Source organism: Streptomyces sp. NPDC046860, assembly GCF_040645115.1.
GTDB lineage: Bacteria > Actinomycetota > Actinomycetes > Streptomycetales > Streptomycetaceae > Streptomyces.
Genome location: NZ_JBEYXQ010000013.1, coordinates 22,927 through 41,503 on the forward strand (window position 1 = coordinate 22,927; position 18,577 = coordinate 41,503).

Sequence of the window (18,577 nt, forward strand, 5' to 3'; positions counted from 1 at the left end):
TTCACACGGGTGAACACCCTCCGCATGTCGATCAGTTACGCTGCGTAGCGCGGGCCGCTTCGTCGGCCGCGCCGCCCGCGCCGACCAGCCCCGAGCGCATGCCGGTCAGCCGGTCCGCGTACCGGCGCATCTCGCGCTGTCCGACGGTGCCGATGAGCGCGGGGAGGTAGCCGCGCATCCCCTGCATCCCGCGCAGCCACCACTGCCCGTACACGTGCGCCGAGCGGCGCTCGATGCCGTCCACCAGCCGGTCGACGGCCGGGCCCAGCGGGTACGTCTTGTTCGACGGCCAGGGCAGCCGCTGCCTCAACTCCCGCATCACGTCGTCCTGGTCGGCCCCGCGCACCATGTCGGTGTCGGTCCAGGACAGATAGGCGACGCCCACCCGCACGCCCAGGTGGCCGACTTCGCCGCGCAGGCTGTGCGCGTACGCCTCCACTCCCGACTTGGAGGCGCAGTACGCCGTCATCATCGGCGCCGGGGTGATCGCGGCGAGGGAGGCGATCTGGAGGAGGTAGCCGCGGCTCTCGGTGAGCACCGGCAGGAAGGCGCGGGCGGTGACGGCCGAGCCGATGAGGTTCACCTCGATCACCCGCCGCCAGGCCACCGGATCGGAGTCGGCGAACGGACCGCCGCTCGCCACACCGGCGTTGGCCACCACGATGTCGACCTTGCCGAAGCGCTCCTTCACCTCGGCGGCGACCCGGCTCATCGCCTCGTGGTCGGTGACGTCGGCGTACCAGTGGGCGCTGTCGCCGTGCAGCCGCGCGGAGACGGCCTTCAGTTCGTCCTCCTCCAGGCCGACCAGGGCCACCGTGGCGCCGCGCGCGGAGAGTTTGCGGGCGAGCAGCTCCCCGACCCCGCGTGCCGCGCCGGTGACGACGGCCACCTGTCCTTCGAGTCCGACCCTGCTCATGCGCCCTCCTTCACAGTGGCGGGGGTGTTCCCCGTGACGTACGTGGTGACGAGTTCCCTGATCCGTCCGGTCACCGCCTCCGGCGCCTCCACCGGGGTCATGTGTCCGACGCCGAACAGCTCGGTGAGACCGGCCCCCTGGGGCAGCGCGGCCAGCAGGGCGCGGGCGTGCACCGGGGGCGTGAGCCGGTCCGCGGTGCCGTGCAGCACGGCGGTGGGCACGGTCAACCGCCGTACGCCGTGGTCGAGATCGAGCCGGTCCAGCACTGCGCCCCAGACGTGCCGGGCGGCGCGGGGGCAGGCGTGCACGATCCGGGCGCAGGCGTCGACCTGGTGCGGGGCCGCGCCGGGGCCCATGGTCGCGTACTTGAGGATCTTCCGCGCCAGGGGCGTGACCGGGCCGAGCGGCAGGGCCGAGCCGAGGATGCGCCCGGTCAGCCAGGTGCGCGCCCGTCCGGCGCGCAGCGGCACCACGCGCGCCTCGGCGGTCAGCCGTCCGCTGCCGGTGCTGCACAGCAGGGCGGCGGCCGCGTGCTCCTCGAAGCGGGGGCGGCCCGCGGCGGCCATGATCGTCATGCCGCCCATGGAGTGGCCGGCGACCAGGGCGCGTTCACCGCGCGCCAGGGTGGCCGCGAGCACCGCTTCGAGGTCGTCCGCGAGCGCGTCGGTGGAGCAGGCCGCGCTGTACGGGCTGCGGCCGTGGCCGCGCTGGTCGTAGGCGATGACCCGGTGGTCGCGGGCCAGGTCCCGTATCTGCGCGTCCCAGAAGGCGGTCGAGCAGGTCCAGCCGTGGGAGAGGACGACGGCCGGGGCGTCCTCGGGGCCGTGCACCTCGACGTGCAGGCGGGCGCCGTCGGCGGAGGTGGCCTGAAGGGTGCGGCTCATGCGGTGGCCTCGCTCGGGACGGCGGTCGGCCCGGGTGTCGCCGGCTTGCGCAGCACCTCGTACTCGGTGAGGTCCACGCGGCGGGTGGCCTGGCGGAACTCGGTGGTGGTGCCCGGCCAGACGGTGGTGTTGCGGCCACTGGCGTCCAGGTACCAGCTGGTGCAGCCGCCGGTGTTCCAGACGGTGCGCTTCATCCGCTCCTGCACCCGCCGGTTCCAGCGGTCGACGGCGGCGGGGCGGGCGTCCAGCGCGGTGCGGCCGCCGAGGGTGTCGAGCTGGCGCAGGTAGTCCGCGAGGTAGTTCAGCTGGGACTCGATCATGAGGATCATGGAGGAGTTGCCCAGGCCGGTGTTGGGCCCGATGACGCTCAGCCAGTTCGGGAACCCGGCGGCCGATCCGCCGCGCAGCGCCTCCATCCCGCCCTTCCACGCCTCGGCGAGCGTGACGCCCCCGGCGCCGACCACGCGCTCGGCGATGGGCATGTCGGTGACGTGGAACCCGGTGCCGAAGATGATCGCGTCGACCTCGGTCTCGGTGCCGTCGGCGGCGACCACGGTGGAGCCCCGGATCTCGCTGACCCCGCTGGCGACCACGTCCACGTTGGGCTGGGCGAGCGCCGGATAGTACGCGCTGGACAGCAGGATGCGCTTGCAACCGATGCGGTAGTCGGGGGTGAGCTTGGCGCGCAGGGCCGGGTCCTTGATGGCGCGGGCCATGTTGCGCTTGGCGAGCCGCTCGACCAGGCCGAGTTCGTCGGGGTGCTTGGTGAACGCCTGCACCTGCAGTTCCCGGATGCCCCACAGCAGCCCCCGCCGCAGCCGCGCGGTGACGGGCAGGGCCTGGTGCAGCCTGCGTTCGGCGGTGCCGATGGCCCGGTCCATGCGGGGCATCACCCAGGGCGCGGTGCGCTGGAAGACGGTGAGCCTGCCCACCTCGGGCTGGATCGAGGGGACGATCTGGATGGCGGAGGCGCCGGTGCCGACCATGGCGACGCGCTTGCCGCGCAGGTCGTAGTCGTGGTCCCAGCGGGCGGAGTGGAACACCCGGCCGGGGAAGGTGTCGAGGCCCGCGATCGAGGGGATCTTCGGGTCGGACAGCGGGCCGGTGGCGGAGACGACCACGTCGGCGGTGAGCGAGCCGCTCGCGGTCTCGATGTTCCAGCGCAGCTCGTCCGCGTCCCAGGTCATCAGCTTGACCTCGGAGTCGAAGCGCAGGTGCGGGCGGAGCCCGAAGTCGTCGGCGACGCGCTCCAGGTAGGCGCGGATGTGCTCCTGCCCGGAGAAGGTGCGCGGCCAGTCGGGGTTGGGGGCGAAGGAGAAGGAGTACAGGTGCGACGGCACGTCGCAGGCGCAGCCGGGGTAGCTGTTGTCGCGCCAGGTGCCGCCGACGCTGCCGGCCCGCTCCAGGACGACGAAGTCGGTGATCCCCTCGCGGCGCAGCCGCACGGCGGCCCCCAGTCCGCCGAAGCCGGACCCGATCACCGCCACCCGTACATGCTCGTGCTCGGTCATCCCGACGCCTCCACGCATCCTCGGACTCTGCCAGTGAACACTGGCGCAATGGGACTGTAGAACAGCTCCGTACCGAGCGGTAGGGGGCGCGGGAGGGAAAGTTACCGGCGGTACGCCATAGGCTGCGGGCGTGGCAGAAGACGGCGGACACAGCGGCGGACGGGCCGGCGGACGCGAGTACCGGATGGAGGAACTGGCGCACGCCGCCGGGATCACCGTGCGCACCCTGCGCTTCTACCGCGAGCGCAGACTGATCCCGCCGCCGCGCCGCGAGGGCCGTATCGCCTGGTACGACGACCATCACCTGGCCCGGCTGCGCACGATCGCGGCACTGCTGGAGCGCGGGCACACCCTGAACGGCATAGCCGAGCTGGCCGAGGCGCTGGACCACGGCCGGGACGTGGCCGACGTGCTGGGCGTCACCCCGCCCACCGAGGAGGAGCCGGTCCGGCTGACCCCGGAGGAGCTGGCGGCCCGCTTCGAGGGCGACGTCACCCCGGAGAACCTCGCGGCCGCGATGGACCTCGGCTACCTCGGCACCGACGGCGACGAGATCGTCCACATCAGCCGCCGCCTGCTGGACGTCTCCTCGGCGCTGGTCCGCGAGGGCATACCGCTGGCCGAGGTGCTGGCGGCGGGGGCGCGGGTGCGCGAACACGCCGACGCGCTGGCGGAGCTGTTCGGCGAGCTGATCCTCCGGCACGCCCCGGAGGAGTCCCTGCACCGCCTGCGCCCGCTCGCCCGCAGCGTGGTCGAGGCGGAGCTGTCCCTGGCGCTGGACCGGCGACTGAACAAACGGGACTAGGGCCTTTCTTCCGGATCAGGCCGGCTCGGATCGACGGCGCCCTTCGGGCCGAGCCGAGCGGGGTCTGGTGCGTGCGGCTGCAAGGCGGAGGAGGGCGTCGACGCGATGGGGGTCCCCCCGCGCGAGCGCAGCCGAGCGTGGGGGAGTCGGCAACCGACGACAACGCGGCTGGGGGTCCCCCCTGCTCGCAGAGCTTGGGGGAGTGCGTGCCAGACCCCGCGCCCTCGGCAAGATCCGGAAGACAGGTCCTAGCGGTCGTACACCACGGTCACCGGCGCGTGGTCGGACCAGCGCTCGGTGTGGGTGGCGGCGCGCTCGACAAAGCCCTTGACCGCCTTCTCCGCGAGGCCGGGGGTGGCCAGGTGGTAGTCGATGCGCCAGCCGGAGTCGTTGTCGAAGGCGCGGCCCCGGTAGGACCACCAGGAGTACGGCCCCTCGACGCCGGGGTGCAGGGCGCGGACGACGTCCACGTACCCGCCGTCCCCGGCCGCGAGCACCCGGCTCAGCCACTCCCGCTCCTCGGGCAGGAAGCCGGAGTTCTTGGTGTTGCCGCGCCAGTTCTTCAGGTCGGCCTGCTGGTGGGCGATGTTCCAGTCGCCGCAGACCAGGACCTCGCGGCCGTCGGCGGCGGCCCGCTCGCGCAGCCCCTTGAGGTGGGCCAGGAACTCGCCCATGAAGCGGATCTTCTCGTCCTGCCGCTCGGTGCCGACCTCGCCCGAGGGCAGGTACAGCGAGGCGACGGTCACACCGGGCAGGTCGGCCTCGACGTACCGGCCCGAGCCGTCGAACTCCGCCGAGCCGAAGCCGACCCGGACGCGGTCGGGCTCACGGCGCGTGCAGAGGGAGACGCCCGCGCGCCCCTTGGCCGCGGCGGGGGCGTGGACGACGTGCCAGCCCTCGGGCTGCCGTACGTGCCCGGGGAGTTGCTGCGGTTCGGCGCGCACCTCCTGGAGGCAGACCACGTCGGCCGAGGTCTGGTCCAGCCACTCCACGAAGCCCTTCTTGGCGGCGGCCCGCAGTCCGTTCACATTCACCGAGGTCACAGTCAGCACCAGGGCACGATACCGGCACACTGGGAGAGTCCGACGCTCACTCGCCGCATAGAAGTACGATGCCCAGCATGATTATACGCCGCGTTCGCTTCGACCACCCCGACGCCGTGAAGCTCAACGACGAGGTCCAGGCCGAGTACCACGTGCGCTACGGCGACGGCGGCGACGCCACCGTCCTGGACCCCGCCGACTTCGACCCGCCCAGAGGCGCGTACCTGATCGCGTACGACGCGCTGGACCGCCCCGTCGCCACCGGCGGCTGGCGCAGCCAGGACCTGAACGACGAGGGCAACAGGGACGGCGACGCGGAGCTGAAGCGCATGTTCGTCGTCGAGCAGATGCGCGGCCACGGCCTGGCCCGCCGCATCCTCGCGGAACTGGAGGCGGACGCCCGCGCGGCCGGCCGCACCCGCATGGTCCTGGAGACCGGCACCGAACAGCCGGAGGCGGTCGCGCTGTACACCTCCAGCGGCTACACCCCGTGCGCCAAGTTCGGCTACTACCGCCACCACGACAACAGCCTCTGCTACGCCAAGCCGCTCCAGGGGCCCCAGGACGGCGAGCGACGCGCCACGATATGACCATGCAGACCACACCGGAGTGGGAACAGCGGTGCGCCGCCCTTTGGGACGCCTTCGAGGACACGGACGCGGATGAATTCCGGTCCCGGATGGCCGCGTTGACCAGCAAGCTGCCCACCGGCCATCCCGTGGCCGCCTTCGAACTCGCCTCCGCCCACGACGCCACCGACCTCGGCCGGGACGCCGTCCGTCTCTACCGCCGGGCCCTGGACGCCGGCCTGCCCGAGGACCGCCGGCGCCAGGCCGTCATCCAGCTGGCCAGCACCCTGCGCGCCCTCGGCCGGCCGGAGGCGGCGGCCGAGCTGCTGCTCGCCGAGCGCGCCCGCACCTCGGACCGCCTGGACGACGCGCTGACCGCGTTCCTCGCCCTGACCCTCATCGACCTCGGCCGCGAACGGGAGGCCGCCGCCCTCGCCCTCGGCGCCCTCGCACCCCACCTGCCCGCCTACCGGATCTCCGTCGCCCGGTACGCGGACGCCGTGACCGGCACGGCCTGAAACGCGGACCGCCCCGCACGCCGGTGCGGCGTACGGGGCGGTCCGTGGCGGTACGGGGACCGGGCGGGGCGGTCAGGCTCTCGGACTCGCCGGGCCCTCCCCCTGGGCCACGCCGTGCCCCGCCTCACCCGAACCGGACAGCGCGGCGCTCCCCCCGAGCGCCAGCACGAGCGTCGTGACGAGAACCCCGGCCAGCCTGATCGCGTTGCTCAGCATGCCCCACCCCTTTGTCCCGGCCCGCGCCGAGTCGTGGTCGTACCGGTCGCTTCGACGCCACGGATACTGCTGGCCGCCGTTCCCGCCGCCCTCCTCCCGGACGGGAACGAACCGGGAAACGCACCTCAGGGGCCGTGTCCGGTGCCGGATGTCAGGGCACGGGCTGCGGCGCGCGCTCCTCGGCCACCGGCTGCCCGCCCGGCTCGCCGTCCGTCTCCCCGGCATCCCCGGCATCCCCGGGCGGCCGCAGCGCCTTGAGGTCGACCCAGCGCAGTGTCGCCAGCGTCATCAGCACCGGCAGCGTCCCGCCGAGCACGAAGACGGTCACCACGAACGCCCGGCCGCTGCCCACGCCCGCGATCACCGCCGACAGCGGGACGAGCGCCAGCGAGCCCAGCCAGTCGACGCTGATGACCCGCCCGCGCACCGCGCTCGGCACCGTCTGGACCAGCGTCGACCAGTACACGTTGCCCACGGTGGAGAAGAAGCCGTACACCACGGCGAGCGGGAGCAGCAGCCAGAACGACGGCACGAAGACGATCAGGGCGAGGGAGGCGGCGCCCGCGGTCCAGGCGAGCAGCATCCGGCGGGCGTAGTCCCGCGGGGGCTTGCGCGCCCCGAGCATCAGGGAGGCGGCGACGGCCGCGACCCCGGTCACGGCGACCAGCAGGCCGTAGTCGCGCGCGTCGCCGCCGAGCCGGCCGCTGATCAGGAAGGGCAGCAGCACCTGCCGGGGCCCGGACTGGAGCAGCAGCACCACGCCGGACCACACGATCAGCACCCACAGCCACCGCTCGCCGAAGAGGTACCGCAGCGCCTCCCGGTAGGAGACGGTCCCGGCCTCCTGCTCCTCCCCGGCCGCCGCGCCGGTCCCGCCGCCCCGCCGCATGAGGGCCACGCACAGGGCCGCCAGCCCGAAGCTCACCGCGTTGATCACGATGATGCCGAGGGAGTCGAGCACCGCGACCAGCACCCCGCCCAGCGCGGGCCCCACCATCCGCACGGCCAGCGCGCGCACCGTGGACTCCAGGGCGTTGGCGGAGTGCAGGTTCTCCTCGGGCACGAGGTCGGGGGTGAGGGCGTCGGAGGCGGGCCCGCTGATCGCGGCGGAGGCACCGAGCACGAAGGCGGCGCCGACGAGCTGCCACACGGCGAGGCCGCCCACCAGATGGACGGCGGCCAGCAGGCCGAGCACGGCGGAACTCGCCGCGAACGACCAGCCGATGACCCGCCGGCGCGGATACCGGTCGGCGAGCGCCCCGCCGACCAGCACGCAGGAGATCAGGCCCACTGCCTCCGCGCCCACCACCATGGCGAGTTCGGAACTGTCACCGCCCATCTCCATCGCCACCCACGGCAGCGCGACCAGCCACACGCCGTCGCCGAGCATGCTGATCAGGTACGCGAGGAAGAACAGGCGGTAGTCGCGGTGCCGCAGGGGCGCCAGCGACCGGTGTGGATGACGGAACCTCGGCACGGGGGCCACCTTTCGCCGACGGCGGCGGACGGGAGGGGACGTGGAACGCCCGCGGTGCGGCGCCGGGTTCGGCGGCCGCACCGCGGGCCGGTGTTCAGGAACCGGTCGCGACCCGCTTGCGCAGCGCGACCCGGATCTCCTTGCCGTCCTCCCCCTTGATCATCATGACCGCGGGGGTGGAGTGCGTGACCGGCAGCGCCCGCAGCGCCTTCTGGTCCGCGACCTGCGCCTCGTAGTACTCCCGCTCGGCCGGCACCGTGTTGGCGCGCAGCGCCGGGATCGGGCGCTTGGCCACCGCCCAGTCGATGACGTCGTTGCCCGGCTGGTACTCGCTGCCGTCCGCGGGCAGCAGGGTGCGCGGGCGGTTGACGGTGAACACGTTCTCCAGGTGCTCGAAGGCGTGCCCCACACCCGGCGGGATCAGCAGGTACCGCTCGGGGTCCGGGTAGAAGGTGTACGCCACGTCCGCGCCGTAGGTCGGCGAGTCCACCCGGGTGTCGATCAGGTGCAGCGTGACCAGCTGGTCGCGGGGTCCGGCGAAGGTGAGCCGGTCCTCCTGGCCGAGGTGGATGCCGTAGGCGTCGTGGGTGTAGCCCGTCTCGCCGTGGTCGATGAAGTAGAGCGGGTGGCGGTCCAGCAGGGCGGAGAAGCCGGACTCGGCACCGCTGCGGATCACCGGGTGGCGCACCCAGCCCACGCCGAAGACGTCGGCAAGCGGCTCCCAGTTCTTCCTGTCGTCCTTGGGCAGCGGGCGGCGCAGCTCGACCCGGCGGACCGTGCCGTCGGCGAGCTTCACGTCCCGGGTGACCGGGTACTCGTAGGCCACCTTGGGGATCATGGCGCGCTGCTGCGCGGCGACCATGTCGTACCAGAGCTCGCTGGCGGGGTGGGAGTTGGGCCGGTAGAGCGGGAGGTCCTCGTCGGCGACACCGAGGGGCAGGTTGATGATGTCCGCGTCGGGCTGCCAGTCGAGGCTGCCGTGGACCCATTCGGCCGGGTCGGGCAGGAACAGCTCGTAGGAGTTGAGGGTGTTGACGAACTCCAGGCCGTCGAAGGTGTGGGCCACGCCCGGCGGAATGTAGAGCGCCTGGGCCGAGGAGGGCGACCAGGTGTGCTTCTCCCGGACCCCGGCGGTCGGCGAGCCCTCACGGCAGTCGATGAACCAGCCGGTGACGGTGCGGCCGCTCGGCCCCATGAAGGTCAGGACGTCCGCCTGGCCGAGGTGGATTCCGTAGTGCCCGTAGCTGAATTCCGTTTCCCCGTGGAAAACCAGGGTCGCCGGCCGCAGCGTCGGGAAAGGGACGACGTAGGAATCGTTCCCGTTCTCGATCCGCCAGTTCTCACGCCAGCCGAGTCCTTCGATGGAAAACGACTCACTCACGACGTTCCCTTTCTTCTCTGCTTCGGGTGGAGCGGGTGCGGAATTCCGCCGAGGGGGGCGGTCCGCACCCGGACCCGGGGGCCGGGTGACGGACCGCTCCGTCCCGCGTCGGGATCAGGCGAGGATCTCGACCTCGTAGCCGGCGGCCTCGGCGGCGACGCGCAGGTCCTCGATGGAGGTGGTGGGCAGCTCCTCGAAGACCTCGGCCACGGCCGCCTGCTTGATGCCGGCCAGGGAGGCGGAGAGGCGCGCGGCCTGCTCGGCACCCTCGAACTTGCTGAACGCCAGGCTGGTGAGGAGCGACTGGAGCGCCTCGTCACCGGAGGCCGCCGCCTCGCGCAGCTTGGCGAGCGTGGCGTCGTCGACCTGGCTCCAGTCGGCGTCGAACTGGGCGCCGTCGGCGTAGAGGCCGTTCATCATCTGCTGGGCGGGGTTGGAGACGTTGCTCATAGCGGACTCCTTTGTTTTCCGCCCCCTGTCTTTGCTTTCCTTCGGGGGCTTCCCTGTTGGTGATTTGATTTCATCAACCGCGGCCGCCACGGTCAATGAATTCCCGATCGGCTTAAGTGAAAGGGGAATTCGGACAAGCCGATGGGTGGCGCTCGCCCGCCTCGGCCCCCTCAGGCCGCGTGGAGGCCGTTCTCCTCGACCATCAGGCTGCTGACCTGGTCGATGAACAGCCGCGCCTCCCGGCCGACCGGGGCGCGCCGCCGCACGAGCTGGGCGTAGACGGCGGACGGCGGGCGCCAGTCGAGCGGTACGAGCACCCCGGCCGCGATGTCGTCGGCGACGGCCATGTGGGGGAGCAGGCCGACGCCCAGCCCGGCCGCGGCCCAGCGCTTGGTCGACTCCACCGTGCCGGACTCCAGCACCGGTGCGGGCCGGGCGCCCAGCTCGCCCTCCAGCAGCCGCCGGTAGCCGCGCCCCGACTCCGGCGCCAGGATGGGCACGTCCCGCAGCCGTTCCCCGGTGACAGCACGGCCGGCGGCCAGCGCGTGGTCCGGCGCGACGACGGCGACCAGCGGCTCGGGCCCGAACACCGTGCTCTCCAGGCCCGGATGGAGTGTCTCGGCGTCGATCAGCAGGGCCAGATCGAGGGCGCCCTGGCGCAGCCCGTCGAGGAGTTCCGCCCCGCTGCCGGGGCGCAGCACCAGTTCCACCTGGGGGAAACGGTGGTGGAAGTACTCCAGCAGCGGCGGCATGCGATAGGTGGCGAGGCTCTCCAGCACCCCGACGACCAGCCGTCCCGACGGCTCGGGGGAACCGGCCGCGGCGCTGCGGGCCTCGTCGGCGAGCAGCAGCAGCCGCTCCGCGTACGGCAGCAGCCGCCGGCCCGCCGGGGTGAGGCTGACCCGGCGGCCGGAGAGCCGCTCGAACAGCGCCACGCCCAGGGCGTTCTCCAGCCCCTTGATCTGCCCGGTCACGCTGGACTGCGCGTAGTTGAGCTCGGCGGCGGTGCGGCTGAAGCTGAGCAGGGCGGCGGCCCGGTAAAACGTTCTGAGCTGGCGCATGTCCACGTGTCCTGTCCTCCGGAGTGTCGGGAGATGAGGGGGCACTGCGGTGAGCGGTCGGCGGGTCGGAGGTCGGCGGGTCAGAGGGTCGGCAGGCCGGCGGATCAGGGGGTCGTCCCGGTCCCGGCGCGTCGCGACCGCCGTACGGCGGCGATCCGTGCGACGGCCCGGCCGGCGTCCACCGCGCCGACCACGACGTGCACGGCCCCTCGCCGGCCGGGCGGCGGCGGGAGGAGGCCGAGCGCGGCGGTGCGCGCGGCGGGGGTGTGCGGCGGGCAGACGCCGAGCAGCAGGCTGCGGAAGAACTCCGCCTCCGGATCGGTCCCCCGCGCGACCCCGAACAGCAGGGACACGCCGTGGCCGGGGAAGCCGGGGCGCGCGGAGACGATGCGGGGGCCGGTGCGGGTCAGGACGACGGTGGTGTCGGCCGGCCCGTGCTCGAATCCCGCGAGGTCCAGCAGCGCGCACACCGCCGACCGGATCTCGGCACTCTCCCGCCCGCCGAGCGGGGCCGGATGCACCTGTTCCTCGGGCACGTGGTCCGGCGCTCCCCCGCTCCGGGTGGCGGTGACGCCGGCGACCCGGTGCATGCCGTCGACGCTGAGGGTGCTGACGACGTACCGCGTCCCGTGAAGGAACTCCTCGACGAGGTACGGCCCGGGCGCCCGCCGCGCCCACCTCGTCAGCGCGGCCGGGCCGGACGCGAGGACCGCGTCCCCCCGGGACAGGGAGCGGGCGACCACCGGATGACCGCCTATCTCCCGTACCGCACCGGGGAGTTCGGCGATCCAGTCGGCGCGCCGGAACCGCACGCCGAGCCTGCCGTGGCCGTGCAGCAGTTCCCGCAGGGCGGCCGGGTCCCCCAGAATCCGCTGCGCCTCGGGCGGGTTGGCGCTCAGGCCCAGCTTGTGGGCCTCCTCCAGCACGGGCAGGAGGCCCGTTCCGTCGCCGAGGTACATCACATGCCCGGTGCGATGCTCCTCGGCGGCCCCTACGACGAGTGCGCGCACGGACGGTTCGTCGGCGAGGTCGGCGCTGAGCACCTCCTCGGACCACCGGGCCACACCGGCCCGTTCGTCCGGGCCGCGGCGCACCGGGTCCCACACGGACCAGACGCGGAACCCCGCGTCGACCGCCTTGCGGACCAGCCGGGCCCGCGGCAGGACCATGAGCATGCGGTCGGGTCGGGTCTGCATGGTGCGGCTCCTCGGCAGCGGGGACATCGCCTGCCGGAAGTCTCCGCGCGCCTCTTCCCGTTTCGTTCCCGCGCCCGTCCGGCGGCGGATCAGCCCTCCGCGATCCCCAGCTCCGCCCGCAGCACCCGCGCCCGCTCCCGGTACCCGGCCGCCTCGGCCTTCTCTCCCAGGTCCTCGGCCGCGTCGGCCAGTCCGGCGAAGGCGTCGAGCAGTTCGGCGCGGTAGCCGAGGGCCGTCGCGTGCTCCAGGGCGCGCCGGTGCAGCCGCAGCCCCTGGGCGGGGTCGCCGGCCCTGCGGTGGACGCGGCCCGCGATGTTCTCGACCTCCGAGGCGCGCAGCCGTACCCCGGAGCGGTCGACGATCTCGCGGGCCCGCCCGGCGTCGAGCAGGGCGCGCCCGGTGTCCCCGAGGAGCTGGCGGGCCTCCGCCGAGAGGGCGAGGGCGAGCGCCTGGTTCTCCGGCTGCCGGGTCTCGTCGGCCGTGAGGCCCTCGCCGAGGACCGCCAGCGCCCGTTCCGGCTGCCCGAGGCCCAGCAGCCCGGCGGCCAGGTCGTTCAGGACGGACTTCTCCTTGTCCGGGTCCCCGGCACGGCGGTTGAGGCGCAGCGCCTCCTCGGCGGCGTCGACGGCCTCGCGGTGCCGGCCGAGGCGGCGGTAGGCGGAGGAGAGGTTGGCCCAGCTGTCCGCCTCGCCGGTGGTGTAGCCGCTCTCCCGCCGCAGCACCACCGCCTGTTCGAGGCAGCGGACCGCCTCGGCCAGCTCCCCGGTGTCCAGGTGCAGCAGCCCCAGCCGTCCGACGCTCATCGCCTCCCCCACCTCGTCCCCCAGCTCACGGGCGATCTCGCGGGCCTCGGAGACGCTGTCGACGCCGTCGCGGAAACGGCCGGCCCGCCACTGCGCGACCCCGAGGTTGTTGAGGCTGAGGCACAGCAGGTTCCGGTCCCCGAGCCGCCGCGCGGCACGCACGGCGGTACGGCCCTGCGCGACCTGCTCGTCCGGTTTGCTGCGCGTGTACAGGTAGAAGGCGAGGTTGCGGGAGAGGCGGACCACGCAGGCCGGGTCGGCGAGATCGCCCTCCCGCTCCAGGGCCGCCTGCATCACGTGGTACTCCCGGTCGAACCACTCCATGGCCTCGGCCGCCGTGCGCAGCGGGGGCAGCCCGGCGGCGGGGCGGACCGGCCCGCCACACTCCACGCGCAGCCGGTCGGGGAACAGCACGTCGCAGGCCGCCTCCGTCGCGTGCAGGTAGTACGGCAGCAGCCGCTCGGCGAGCATCCCGCCCCCGGTGCCCTCGCCCGGCAGGGAGCGGGCGAAGCTGCGCACCAGGTCGTGGAAGCCGTACAGGCCCAGCGCGTGCTGCTGCGTCATGTGCGCGTCCAGCAGGTATTCGAGGAGGTCCTCGGCCTCGCGCGCGGAGGTGCCGGTGAGCGCCGCCGCCGACCAGACGTCGAGCTCGGTGCCGGGATGCTGTCCCAGCAGCCGGAACCCGGCCCGCCCGGCCGCGCTCAGCGCCTGGTACGACAGCTCCAGCGTGGCCGTCACGCTGCGCCGCCCGGTGCTCAGTTCGTCCAGCCGGCGCGTCTCGTGGCTGAGCCGCTCCACCAGATGGGCCACGGTCCAGCGGGGCCGGTTGCGCAGCCGGGCCGCCGCGATGCGCAGGGCCAGCGGCAACCGGCCGCACAGCTCGGCGAGTTCGGCCACCGCCTCGGGTTCGGCCTCGGTCCGCTCGGTGCCCAGCGTCTCGGAGAGCAGCTCCGCGCTCTCCTCGGGGGCGAGCATGCCGAGCCCGATCCAGTCCGCGCCGTCGAGGTCGACCAGCCTGCCCCGGCTGGTGACCAGCACCAGGCAGCCGGAGGAGGCGGGCAGCAGCGGCACCACCTGGCCCGGCTCGGCGGCGTTGTCCAGCAGGATCAGCACCCGTTTGCGGGCGACCGTGACCCGCCACAGCGCCGTCCGCTCCTCGGTGCCCTCCGGGAGCCGCTCGTCCGGCACGCCGAGCGCCCGCAGCAGCCCCTCCAGGGCCACCTCGGGCCGCAGCGGCCGCTCCCCCGGGGTGAAGCCGCGCAGGTCGACGAAGAGCTGGCCGTCGGGGTAGCGGTCGGCCAGCCGGTGCGCGGCCCGCACCGCGAGCGTGGTCTTGCCGGAGCCGCCCATGCCGTCGACGGCGATGATCCGGGTGCCCTCGCAGCCGGGCTCGGCGGCCTTGTCCAGCAGCAGCCGCAGCTTGTCGTCCCGGCCGGTGAAGTCGGTGAGGTCGTACGGCAGCGTGCACACGCCCCGGTCCGCCGGGCCGGGTCCGGGCGCGGAGCCGGGCGCGGAGCCGGGCCGGGATGCGGGAGGGGGCGGGGGCGGGTCGAGGTCCTCGCGCAGGATGCCCTCGTGGAGGCGGGTGAGCCGGGCGCCCGGATCGATGCCGAGTTCCTCCGCCAGCAGGCGGCGCACGGCCGCGTACTCCTCCAGCGCCTCGGCGCCGCGTCCGGAGCGGTGCAGCGCGAGCATGAGGTGGCCGCGCAGGGTCTCGCGCAGCGGGTGACGGGCCACCAGGTCCCTGAGGTCGCCGACGATCTCGGCTGCCTCGCCCTGGGCCAGGCACAGTTCGAAGTACTGCTCGGCCGCGGCCAGCCGGCGTTCCTCCCACACCGTCACCGCCGCCTCGACCACCGGGCCGCCGCGCCCCGACAGCACCGGCCCGCGCCACAGGGCCAGCGCCCGGCGCAGGGCGGTGACCGCCTCGGCCGCGCGGTCCGCGCCGACGGCGGCGCGCGCGGTGCGCAGCAGTGCGGCGAAGTCGTCGAGATCGAGCTGTCCGCCGCCCAGTTCCACGCGGTAGCCGGGGTCGGCGGTGACGACGACCGCCGCGCCGCCCGGTATGCGCCTGCGCAGCTCCGACACGGCCTTGCGCACCTGGTGTTCGGCGCTGCTCGGCGGCTCACCGTCCCAGGCGGCCTCGACCAGCCGGCCCACCGGCACGATCCGCCCGGTCTCCAACAGCAGGGTCACGAGCACGCGTTCCTGGATCGGCCCCCCGAACCGCAGCCGGGTCTCCCCCGCCCATGCCTCCAGCGCTCCCAGCACATGGAACCGAAGACGGTCCGGCTCTCCCCCCGTCACACCGCGCCCCCCTCACCTCGGGTGGAGCCCTCGCTCAGGCGGTGCCCTCGCAGCGGGCTCTCTCTTCACCGGATCTTCGCTTCTCGCGGAAGCCCAGGGAAGAGAAGCCGGGAATCTCACCCGGAAACGACGAAATCCCACCGATCGATGATCGGTGGGATTTCGTGAACTCTTCCCGAGCGGACTCGGGGAGAGCGTTACGTGGACCTGTGGGGATTTGAACCCCAGACCCCCTCGATGCGAACGAGGTGCGCTACCAGACTGCGCCACAGGCCCTTGCAACGAGTGAAACTCTAGCATCCCGATCGGGGTGCTCGGAAATCCGCTCCCGGACTGGTCAGGGCACGGGTCACTCGTTGGCTGCGCGCGGCCGGTCGCCGTCCTCGTACTGGTCGAACAGCGGGGTGCGGCCCCGCTCGCGGGACCGGCGGGCGGAGGCGCTGCGCCGGGCGTCGCCCCGCATGTCCTCCGGCCGCTCCTCGTCCGGTGCCGGACCGGCCGCGGGGACCTCGGGCCGCTGGTCCGGGGTGACGGCGCTGGAGCGGGCCGAGCTCCAGGTGCCGGGGGCGCCCAGGTCGACGTCGGCGGTGGCGCGCGGGGCGACCGGCGCGGTCACGTACGTGGGCAGCGGCACCGGGACCGGGTCCCAGCTGTCGCCGTGGCCCGGGCGGCGCTGCCGCTCGCGCTGCTGGTCGACCCACTCGGCGTGGTCGGTCTGCTCGACCAGGGCCCGCCGGTCGGCGGCGAGGGCGGCGGACAGGGCGGGATCGGTGTGCGGCCCCGTCCCCTCCTCCGGCTCGTCGACGGCGGCGGCCGCCTCGGCGCCCGCGCGGCGGCGGGGCTGGCGGGCGCGCTCGCGCAGCCGCGCGGCGGCGTCCTCGGCGCTCCTGCGGTCCATCTGGAAGGCGAACCGGCGCCGTTCCTGCTGCCGCAGGTAGGCGATGTACGCGCTCAGCAGGACGGCGGGCACGGCGGGCACCCAGAGGAAGGCCAGGCCCCCCACCGCGGCGGCGATCGCGCCGAGCGTGAAGCCGAGGAAGAGCATCACGGTGGTGCGCCGCCTGCGGGCGAGCACCTTGGTGCGCTGGGCGCGCGCCGCGGCCGCCTGCGCCGAGGGCGTGCGCCGGGCGGGTGCGGGGACGGGTCCGGGTTCGGGTTCGGGCGCCTGGGCGGAACGGGACGGATGCGCCTGGGCGGAGGGCGACTTGGGGGCCGGCTGGGCCACCTCCTCGCGCGGGGCTTCCGCCCGCTCCTGCCACTCCGGCTCCGCGTCCGCCCGGACCTGACGGCGCGTCGGAGGCACGGCGAAGTCCCGGGCGTCCACCGAGTCGGTGGCGACGTCCGGGTCACCGGCGTCCGGCTCCCCCTCCTGGGTGGAGCGCGCCCGCAGGTCCCTGGCGTAACGGCGCTCCATCCCCGCCCTTCCGGACAGCAGCCGGATGGCGGTGCTGAAGCGTTCCGTCGGACGGGCCTCGTTCAGCTCGTCCTGCCTACGGAGCCACATCGGCACCAAGTAGGCGGCCCAGGCCCCGACGATGACTGCGTAGATGAGGCCGCTGCTGCTCACGACTCACACGGTAGAGGGATTTCCCTGAGGCCATCCGCCAATTGAGCCGGTGTGTCGCACGATCTGGCTGATATTTCCAGCTTTTTTTGCGACCGATGCGATCAGCGGACCGTCGAAGGGGGGAATTTAATGCCCGGAGACGGACTTAAGACGGTCCGCTCCGGCATTAATTCGAACACTTATTCAATTTCCCGTGCTGTTCGCATTTCCCGGCCGTCCGGCCCGTGTGCGCCGCCAGCGGTCGACCAGGCCGTCGGGGATCTCCTCGGCGGTGAGCGCGTAGACCAGATGGTCGCGCCAGGCGCCGTCGATGTGCAGATAGCGCGGGCGCAGGCCCTCCTCGCGGAAGCCGAGCTTCTCCACCACGCGGCGGCTGGGCCGGTTCTCCGGGCGGATGCAGACCTCCAGCCGGTGCAGGCCCACCGAGCGGAAGCAGTGGTCCGACACCAGCGCCACGGCGGTCGGCATCACCCCGCGCCCGGCGACGGACTCGTCCACCCAGTAGCCGATGTGCCCGGAGCACATGGAGCCCCAGGTGATCCCGGCGACGGTGAGCTGGCCCACCAGGCGCCCCTGGTACTCGATGACGAAGGGCAGCATCCGGCCCGCCCCCGCCTCCGAGCGCAGGTGCCGGATCATCTGGCGGTAGGTGGGCCGGTGCGTGATCGGCCCGCTCGGGGTGGGCGGCGGGATGGTCGCCTCCCAGGGGCGCAGCCAGTCCCGGTTGCGCCGGTTGACCTCGCGCCAGGCGCGCTGGTCGCGCAGCCTTATCGGCCGCAGGACGACATCCCCGTCCACCAGCACGACGGGCCAGGTTCTGCCGGTCAGCTCGCACCCCCGGCACCCGTGCGGCCCGGTGCGTCGGGCCGGGGGTGGTCGCCGCCGCGGATCTGGTCGACGGCGTGCGTCAGCAGGGGTTCCAGCACGGCGAGGCCGTCGCGCACCCCGCCGCTCGAACCCGGCAGGTTCACGATCACCGTGGTGCCCGCGACCCCGGCCAGACCCCGGGAGAGCGCCGCGGTGGGCACCTTCTCGCGTCCGTACGCCCGGATCGCCTCGGCGATGCCGGGCACCTCGTAGTCGAGGACCGCGCGGGTCGCCTCGGGGGTGCGGTCGGTGGGCGAGATGCCGGTGCCGCCGGTGGTGACGACCGCGTCGTACCCGGCCGCCACGGCCTCGCGCAGGGCGGCCCCCACCGGGTCGCCGTCCGGGACCACGCGCGGGCCGTCCACGGCGAAGCCGAGGCGGGTGAGGCCCTCGGCCACCGCGGGGCCGCCCTTGTCGGCGTAGACACCGGCGGCGGCGCGGTTGGAGGCCGTGACGACCAGCGCCCGGTAGGCCGGGGTGCCGGTCACGCCCGGCTCCAGTGGCCGGACTTGCCGCCGGTCTTCTCCTCCACCCGCACGTCGGTGATGACGGCGCCCTTGTCGACCGCCTTCACCATGTCGACCACGGTGAGGGCTGCGACGGAGACCGCCGTGAGCGCCTCCATCTCCACGCCCGTGCGGTCGGTGGTCTTCACGGTGGCGAGGATCTCCACACCCTCGTCCGTGACCGCGAGGTCCAGGGTGACGCCGGACACCGACAGCGGGTGGCACAGCGGGATCAGGTCCGGGGTGCGCTTGGCGCCCATGATGCCAGCGATCCGGGCGGTGGCCAGGGCGTCGCCCTTGGGCACCCCCTCGCCGCGCAGCAGCTCGACCACGCGCGGTGACACGAGCACCCGGCCACTGGCACGGGCGGTGCGCGCGGTCACTTCCTTCCCGGATACGTCGACCATCCGGGCCGCGCCCGCCTCGTCGATGTGCGTCAGTCGGTCGTGCGTACTCATGGTGTGCGGTGCTTCCCGTTTGCGGCCCGCCGGCGCTTGCGG

Annotated in this window: 18 protein-coding genes and 1 tRNA gene; 3 read left to right on the forward strand and 16 right to left on the reverse strand. The window is 73.8% G+C overall.

The genetic code is table 11. The annotated features are described in order from the left end of the window. Positions 1-31: 31 nt before the first annotated feature. From ABZ898_RS19780 to ABZ898_RS19790, 3 genes are read right to left on the reverse strand one after another with little or no spacing between them, the layout of a single operon-like run. A complete protein-coding gene (locus ABZ898_RS19780; protein ID WP_361660175.1) occupies positions 32-916 on the reverse strand; it encodes an SDR family oxidoreductase in 885 nt (294 codons plus the stop codon). Continuing rightward, positions 913-1,800 (reverse strand): alpha/beta hydrolase, encoded by an 888-nt coding sequence (locus ABZ898_RS19785; protein WP_361660177.1) that lies wholly within the window; start codon positions 1,798-1,800, stop codon positions 913-915. The genes ABZ898_RS19780 and ABZ898_RS19785 overlap by 4 nt, the downstream gene beginning before the upstream one ends. After that, positions 1,797-3,311 (reverse strand): NAD(P)/FAD-dependent oxidoreductase, encoded by a 1,515-nt coding sequence (locus tag ABZ898_RS19790; protein ID WP_361660180.1) that lies wholly within the window; start codon positions 3,309-3,311, stop codon positions 1,797-1,799. Before ABZ898_RS19790 ends, ABZ898_RS19785 begins: the two co-directional genes overlap by 4 nt. 184 nt (positions 3,312-3,495) lie before the next feature. Here ABZ898_RS19790 and ABZ898_RS19795 point away from each other — a divergent pair, with 184 nt between their 5' ends. After that, complete coding sequence (locus tag ABZ898_RS19795) at positions 3,496-4,116, forward strand: MerR family transcriptional regulator (protein WP_361660515.1); 621 nt, start codon at positions 3,496-3,498, stop codon at positions 4,114-4,116. A gap of 248 nt (positions 4,117-4,364) precedes the next feature. On the opposite strand, the gene ABZ898_RS19800 is transcribed toward ABZ898_RS19795, so the two are convergent. Continuing rightward, positions 4,365-5,168, reverse strand: a complete 804-nt coding sequence (locus tag ABZ898_RS19800) for an exodeoxyribonuclease III (RefSeq protein ID WP_361660184.1) — start codon at positions 5,166-5,168, stop codon at positions 4,365-4,367. 68 nt (positions 5,169-5,236) lie between these two features. Between ABZ898_RS19800 and ABZ898_RS19805 the strand changes: the two genes are divergently transcribed. Together ABZ898_RS19805 and ABZ898_RS19810 are read left to right on the forward strand one after the other, a co-directional pair. After that, entirely contained in the window at positions 5,237-5,749 is a 513-nt protein-coding gene (locus ABZ898_RS19805; protein WP_361660187.1) for a GNAT family N-acetyltransferase, read from the forward strand. Between the two features lie 2 nt (positions 5,750-5,751). After that, positions 5,752-6,246 carry a tetratricopeptide repeat protein gene (locus ABZ898_RS19810; RefSeq protein WP_361660190.1) on the forward strand — a complete coding sequence of 165 codons (495 nt, stop codon included), beginning with the start codon at positions 5,752-5,754 and terminating at the stop codon, positions 6,244-6,246. A gap of 72 nt (positions 6,247-6,318) precedes the next feature. Here the strand turns inward: ABZ898_RS19810 and ABZ898_RS19815 are convergent, their stop codons facing one another. From ABZ898_RS19815 to moaC, 12 genes are all read right to left on the reverse strand, one after another. Then, positions 6,319-6,462, reverse strand: a complete 144-nt coding sequence (locus ABZ898_RS19815) for a hypothetical protein (protein WP_361660193.1) — start codon at positions 6,460-6,462, stop codon at positions 6,319-6,321. Positions 6,463-6,613: 151 nt separating this feature from the next. Next, positions 6,614-7,939, reverse strand: a complete 1,326-nt coding sequence (locus ABZ898_RS19820) for an MFS transporter (RefSeq protein ID WP_361660196.1) — start codon at positions 7,937-7,939, stop codon at positions 6,614-6,616. 94 nt (positions 7,940-8,033) lie between these two features. Beyond that, the gene (locus ABZ898_RS19825) at positions 8,034-9,320 is read right to left on the reverse strand and encodes a hypothetical protein (protein ID WP_361660199.1); all 1,287 of its coding nucleotides are present in this window, start codon (positions 9,318-9,320) and stop codon (positions 8,034-8,036) included. A gap of 114 nt (positions 9,321-9,434) precedes the next feature. Beyond that, positions 9,435-9,770 (reverse strand): hypothetical protein, encoded by a 336-nt coding sequence (locus tag ABZ898_RS19830; RefSeq protein ID WP_361660202.1) that lies wholly within the window; start codon positions 9,768-9,770, stop codon positions 9,435-9,437. 170 nt (positions 9,771-9,940) lie between these two features. Continuing rightward, complete coding sequence (locus ABZ898_RS19835) at positions 9,941-10,831, reverse strand: LysR family transcriptional regulator (RefSeq protein ID WP_361660205.1); 891 nt, start codon at positions 10,829-10,831, stop codon at positions 9,941-9,943. Between the two features lie 104 nt (positions 10,832-10,935). Then, positions 10,936-12,027, reverse strand: a complete 1,092-nt coding sequence (locus ABZ898_RS19840; RefSeq protein ID WP_361660208.1) for a phosphoribosylglycinamide synthetase — start codon at positions 12,025-12,027, stop codon at positions 10,936-10,938. An 89-nt stretch (positions 12,028-12,116) separates the two neighbouring features. Then, positions 12,117-15,137 (reverse strand): BTAD domain-containing putative transcriptional regulator, encoded by a 3,021-nt coding sequence (locus ABZ898_RS19845; RefSeq protein ID WP_361660211.1) that lies wholly within the window; start codon positions 15,135-15,137, stop codon positions 12,117-12,119. Between the two features lie 202 nt (positions 15,138-15,339). Further along, positions 15,340-15,413, reverse strand: a tRNA-Ala gene (locus tag ABZ898_RS19850). A gap of 73 nt (positions 15,414-15,486) precedes the next feature. Then, entirely contained in the window at positions 15,487-16,704 is a 1,218-nt protein-coding gene (glpR, locus tag ABZ898_RS19855) for a gephyrin-like molybdotransferase receptor GlpR (RefSeq protein WP_361660214.1), read from the reverse strand. A gap of 183 nt (positions 16,705-16,887) precedes the next feature. After that, positions 16,888-17,502, reverse strand: a complete 615-nt coding sequence (locus ABZ898_RS19860) for a GNAT family protein (RefSeq protein WP_361660518.1) — start codon at positions 17,500-17,502, stop codon at positions 16,888-16,890. Between the two features lie 26 nt (positions 17,503-17,528). Continuing rightward, positions 17,529-18,059, reverse strand: a complete 531-nt coding sequence (locus ABZ898_RS19865) for a MogA/MoaB family molybdenum cofactor biosynthesis protein (RefSeq protein ID WP_361660216.1) — start codon at positions 18,057-18,059, stop codon at positions 17,529-17,531. After that, a complete protein-coding gene (gene moaC, locus ABZ898_RS19870) occupies positions 18,056-18,535 on the reverse strand; it encodes a cyclic pyranopterin monophosphate synthase MoaC (RefSeq protein WP_030814523.1) in 480 nt (159 codons plus the stop codon). The genes ABZ898_RS19865 and moaC overlap by 4 nt, the downstream gene beginning before the upstream one ends. Positions 18,536-18,577 lie beyond the last annotated feature (42 nt).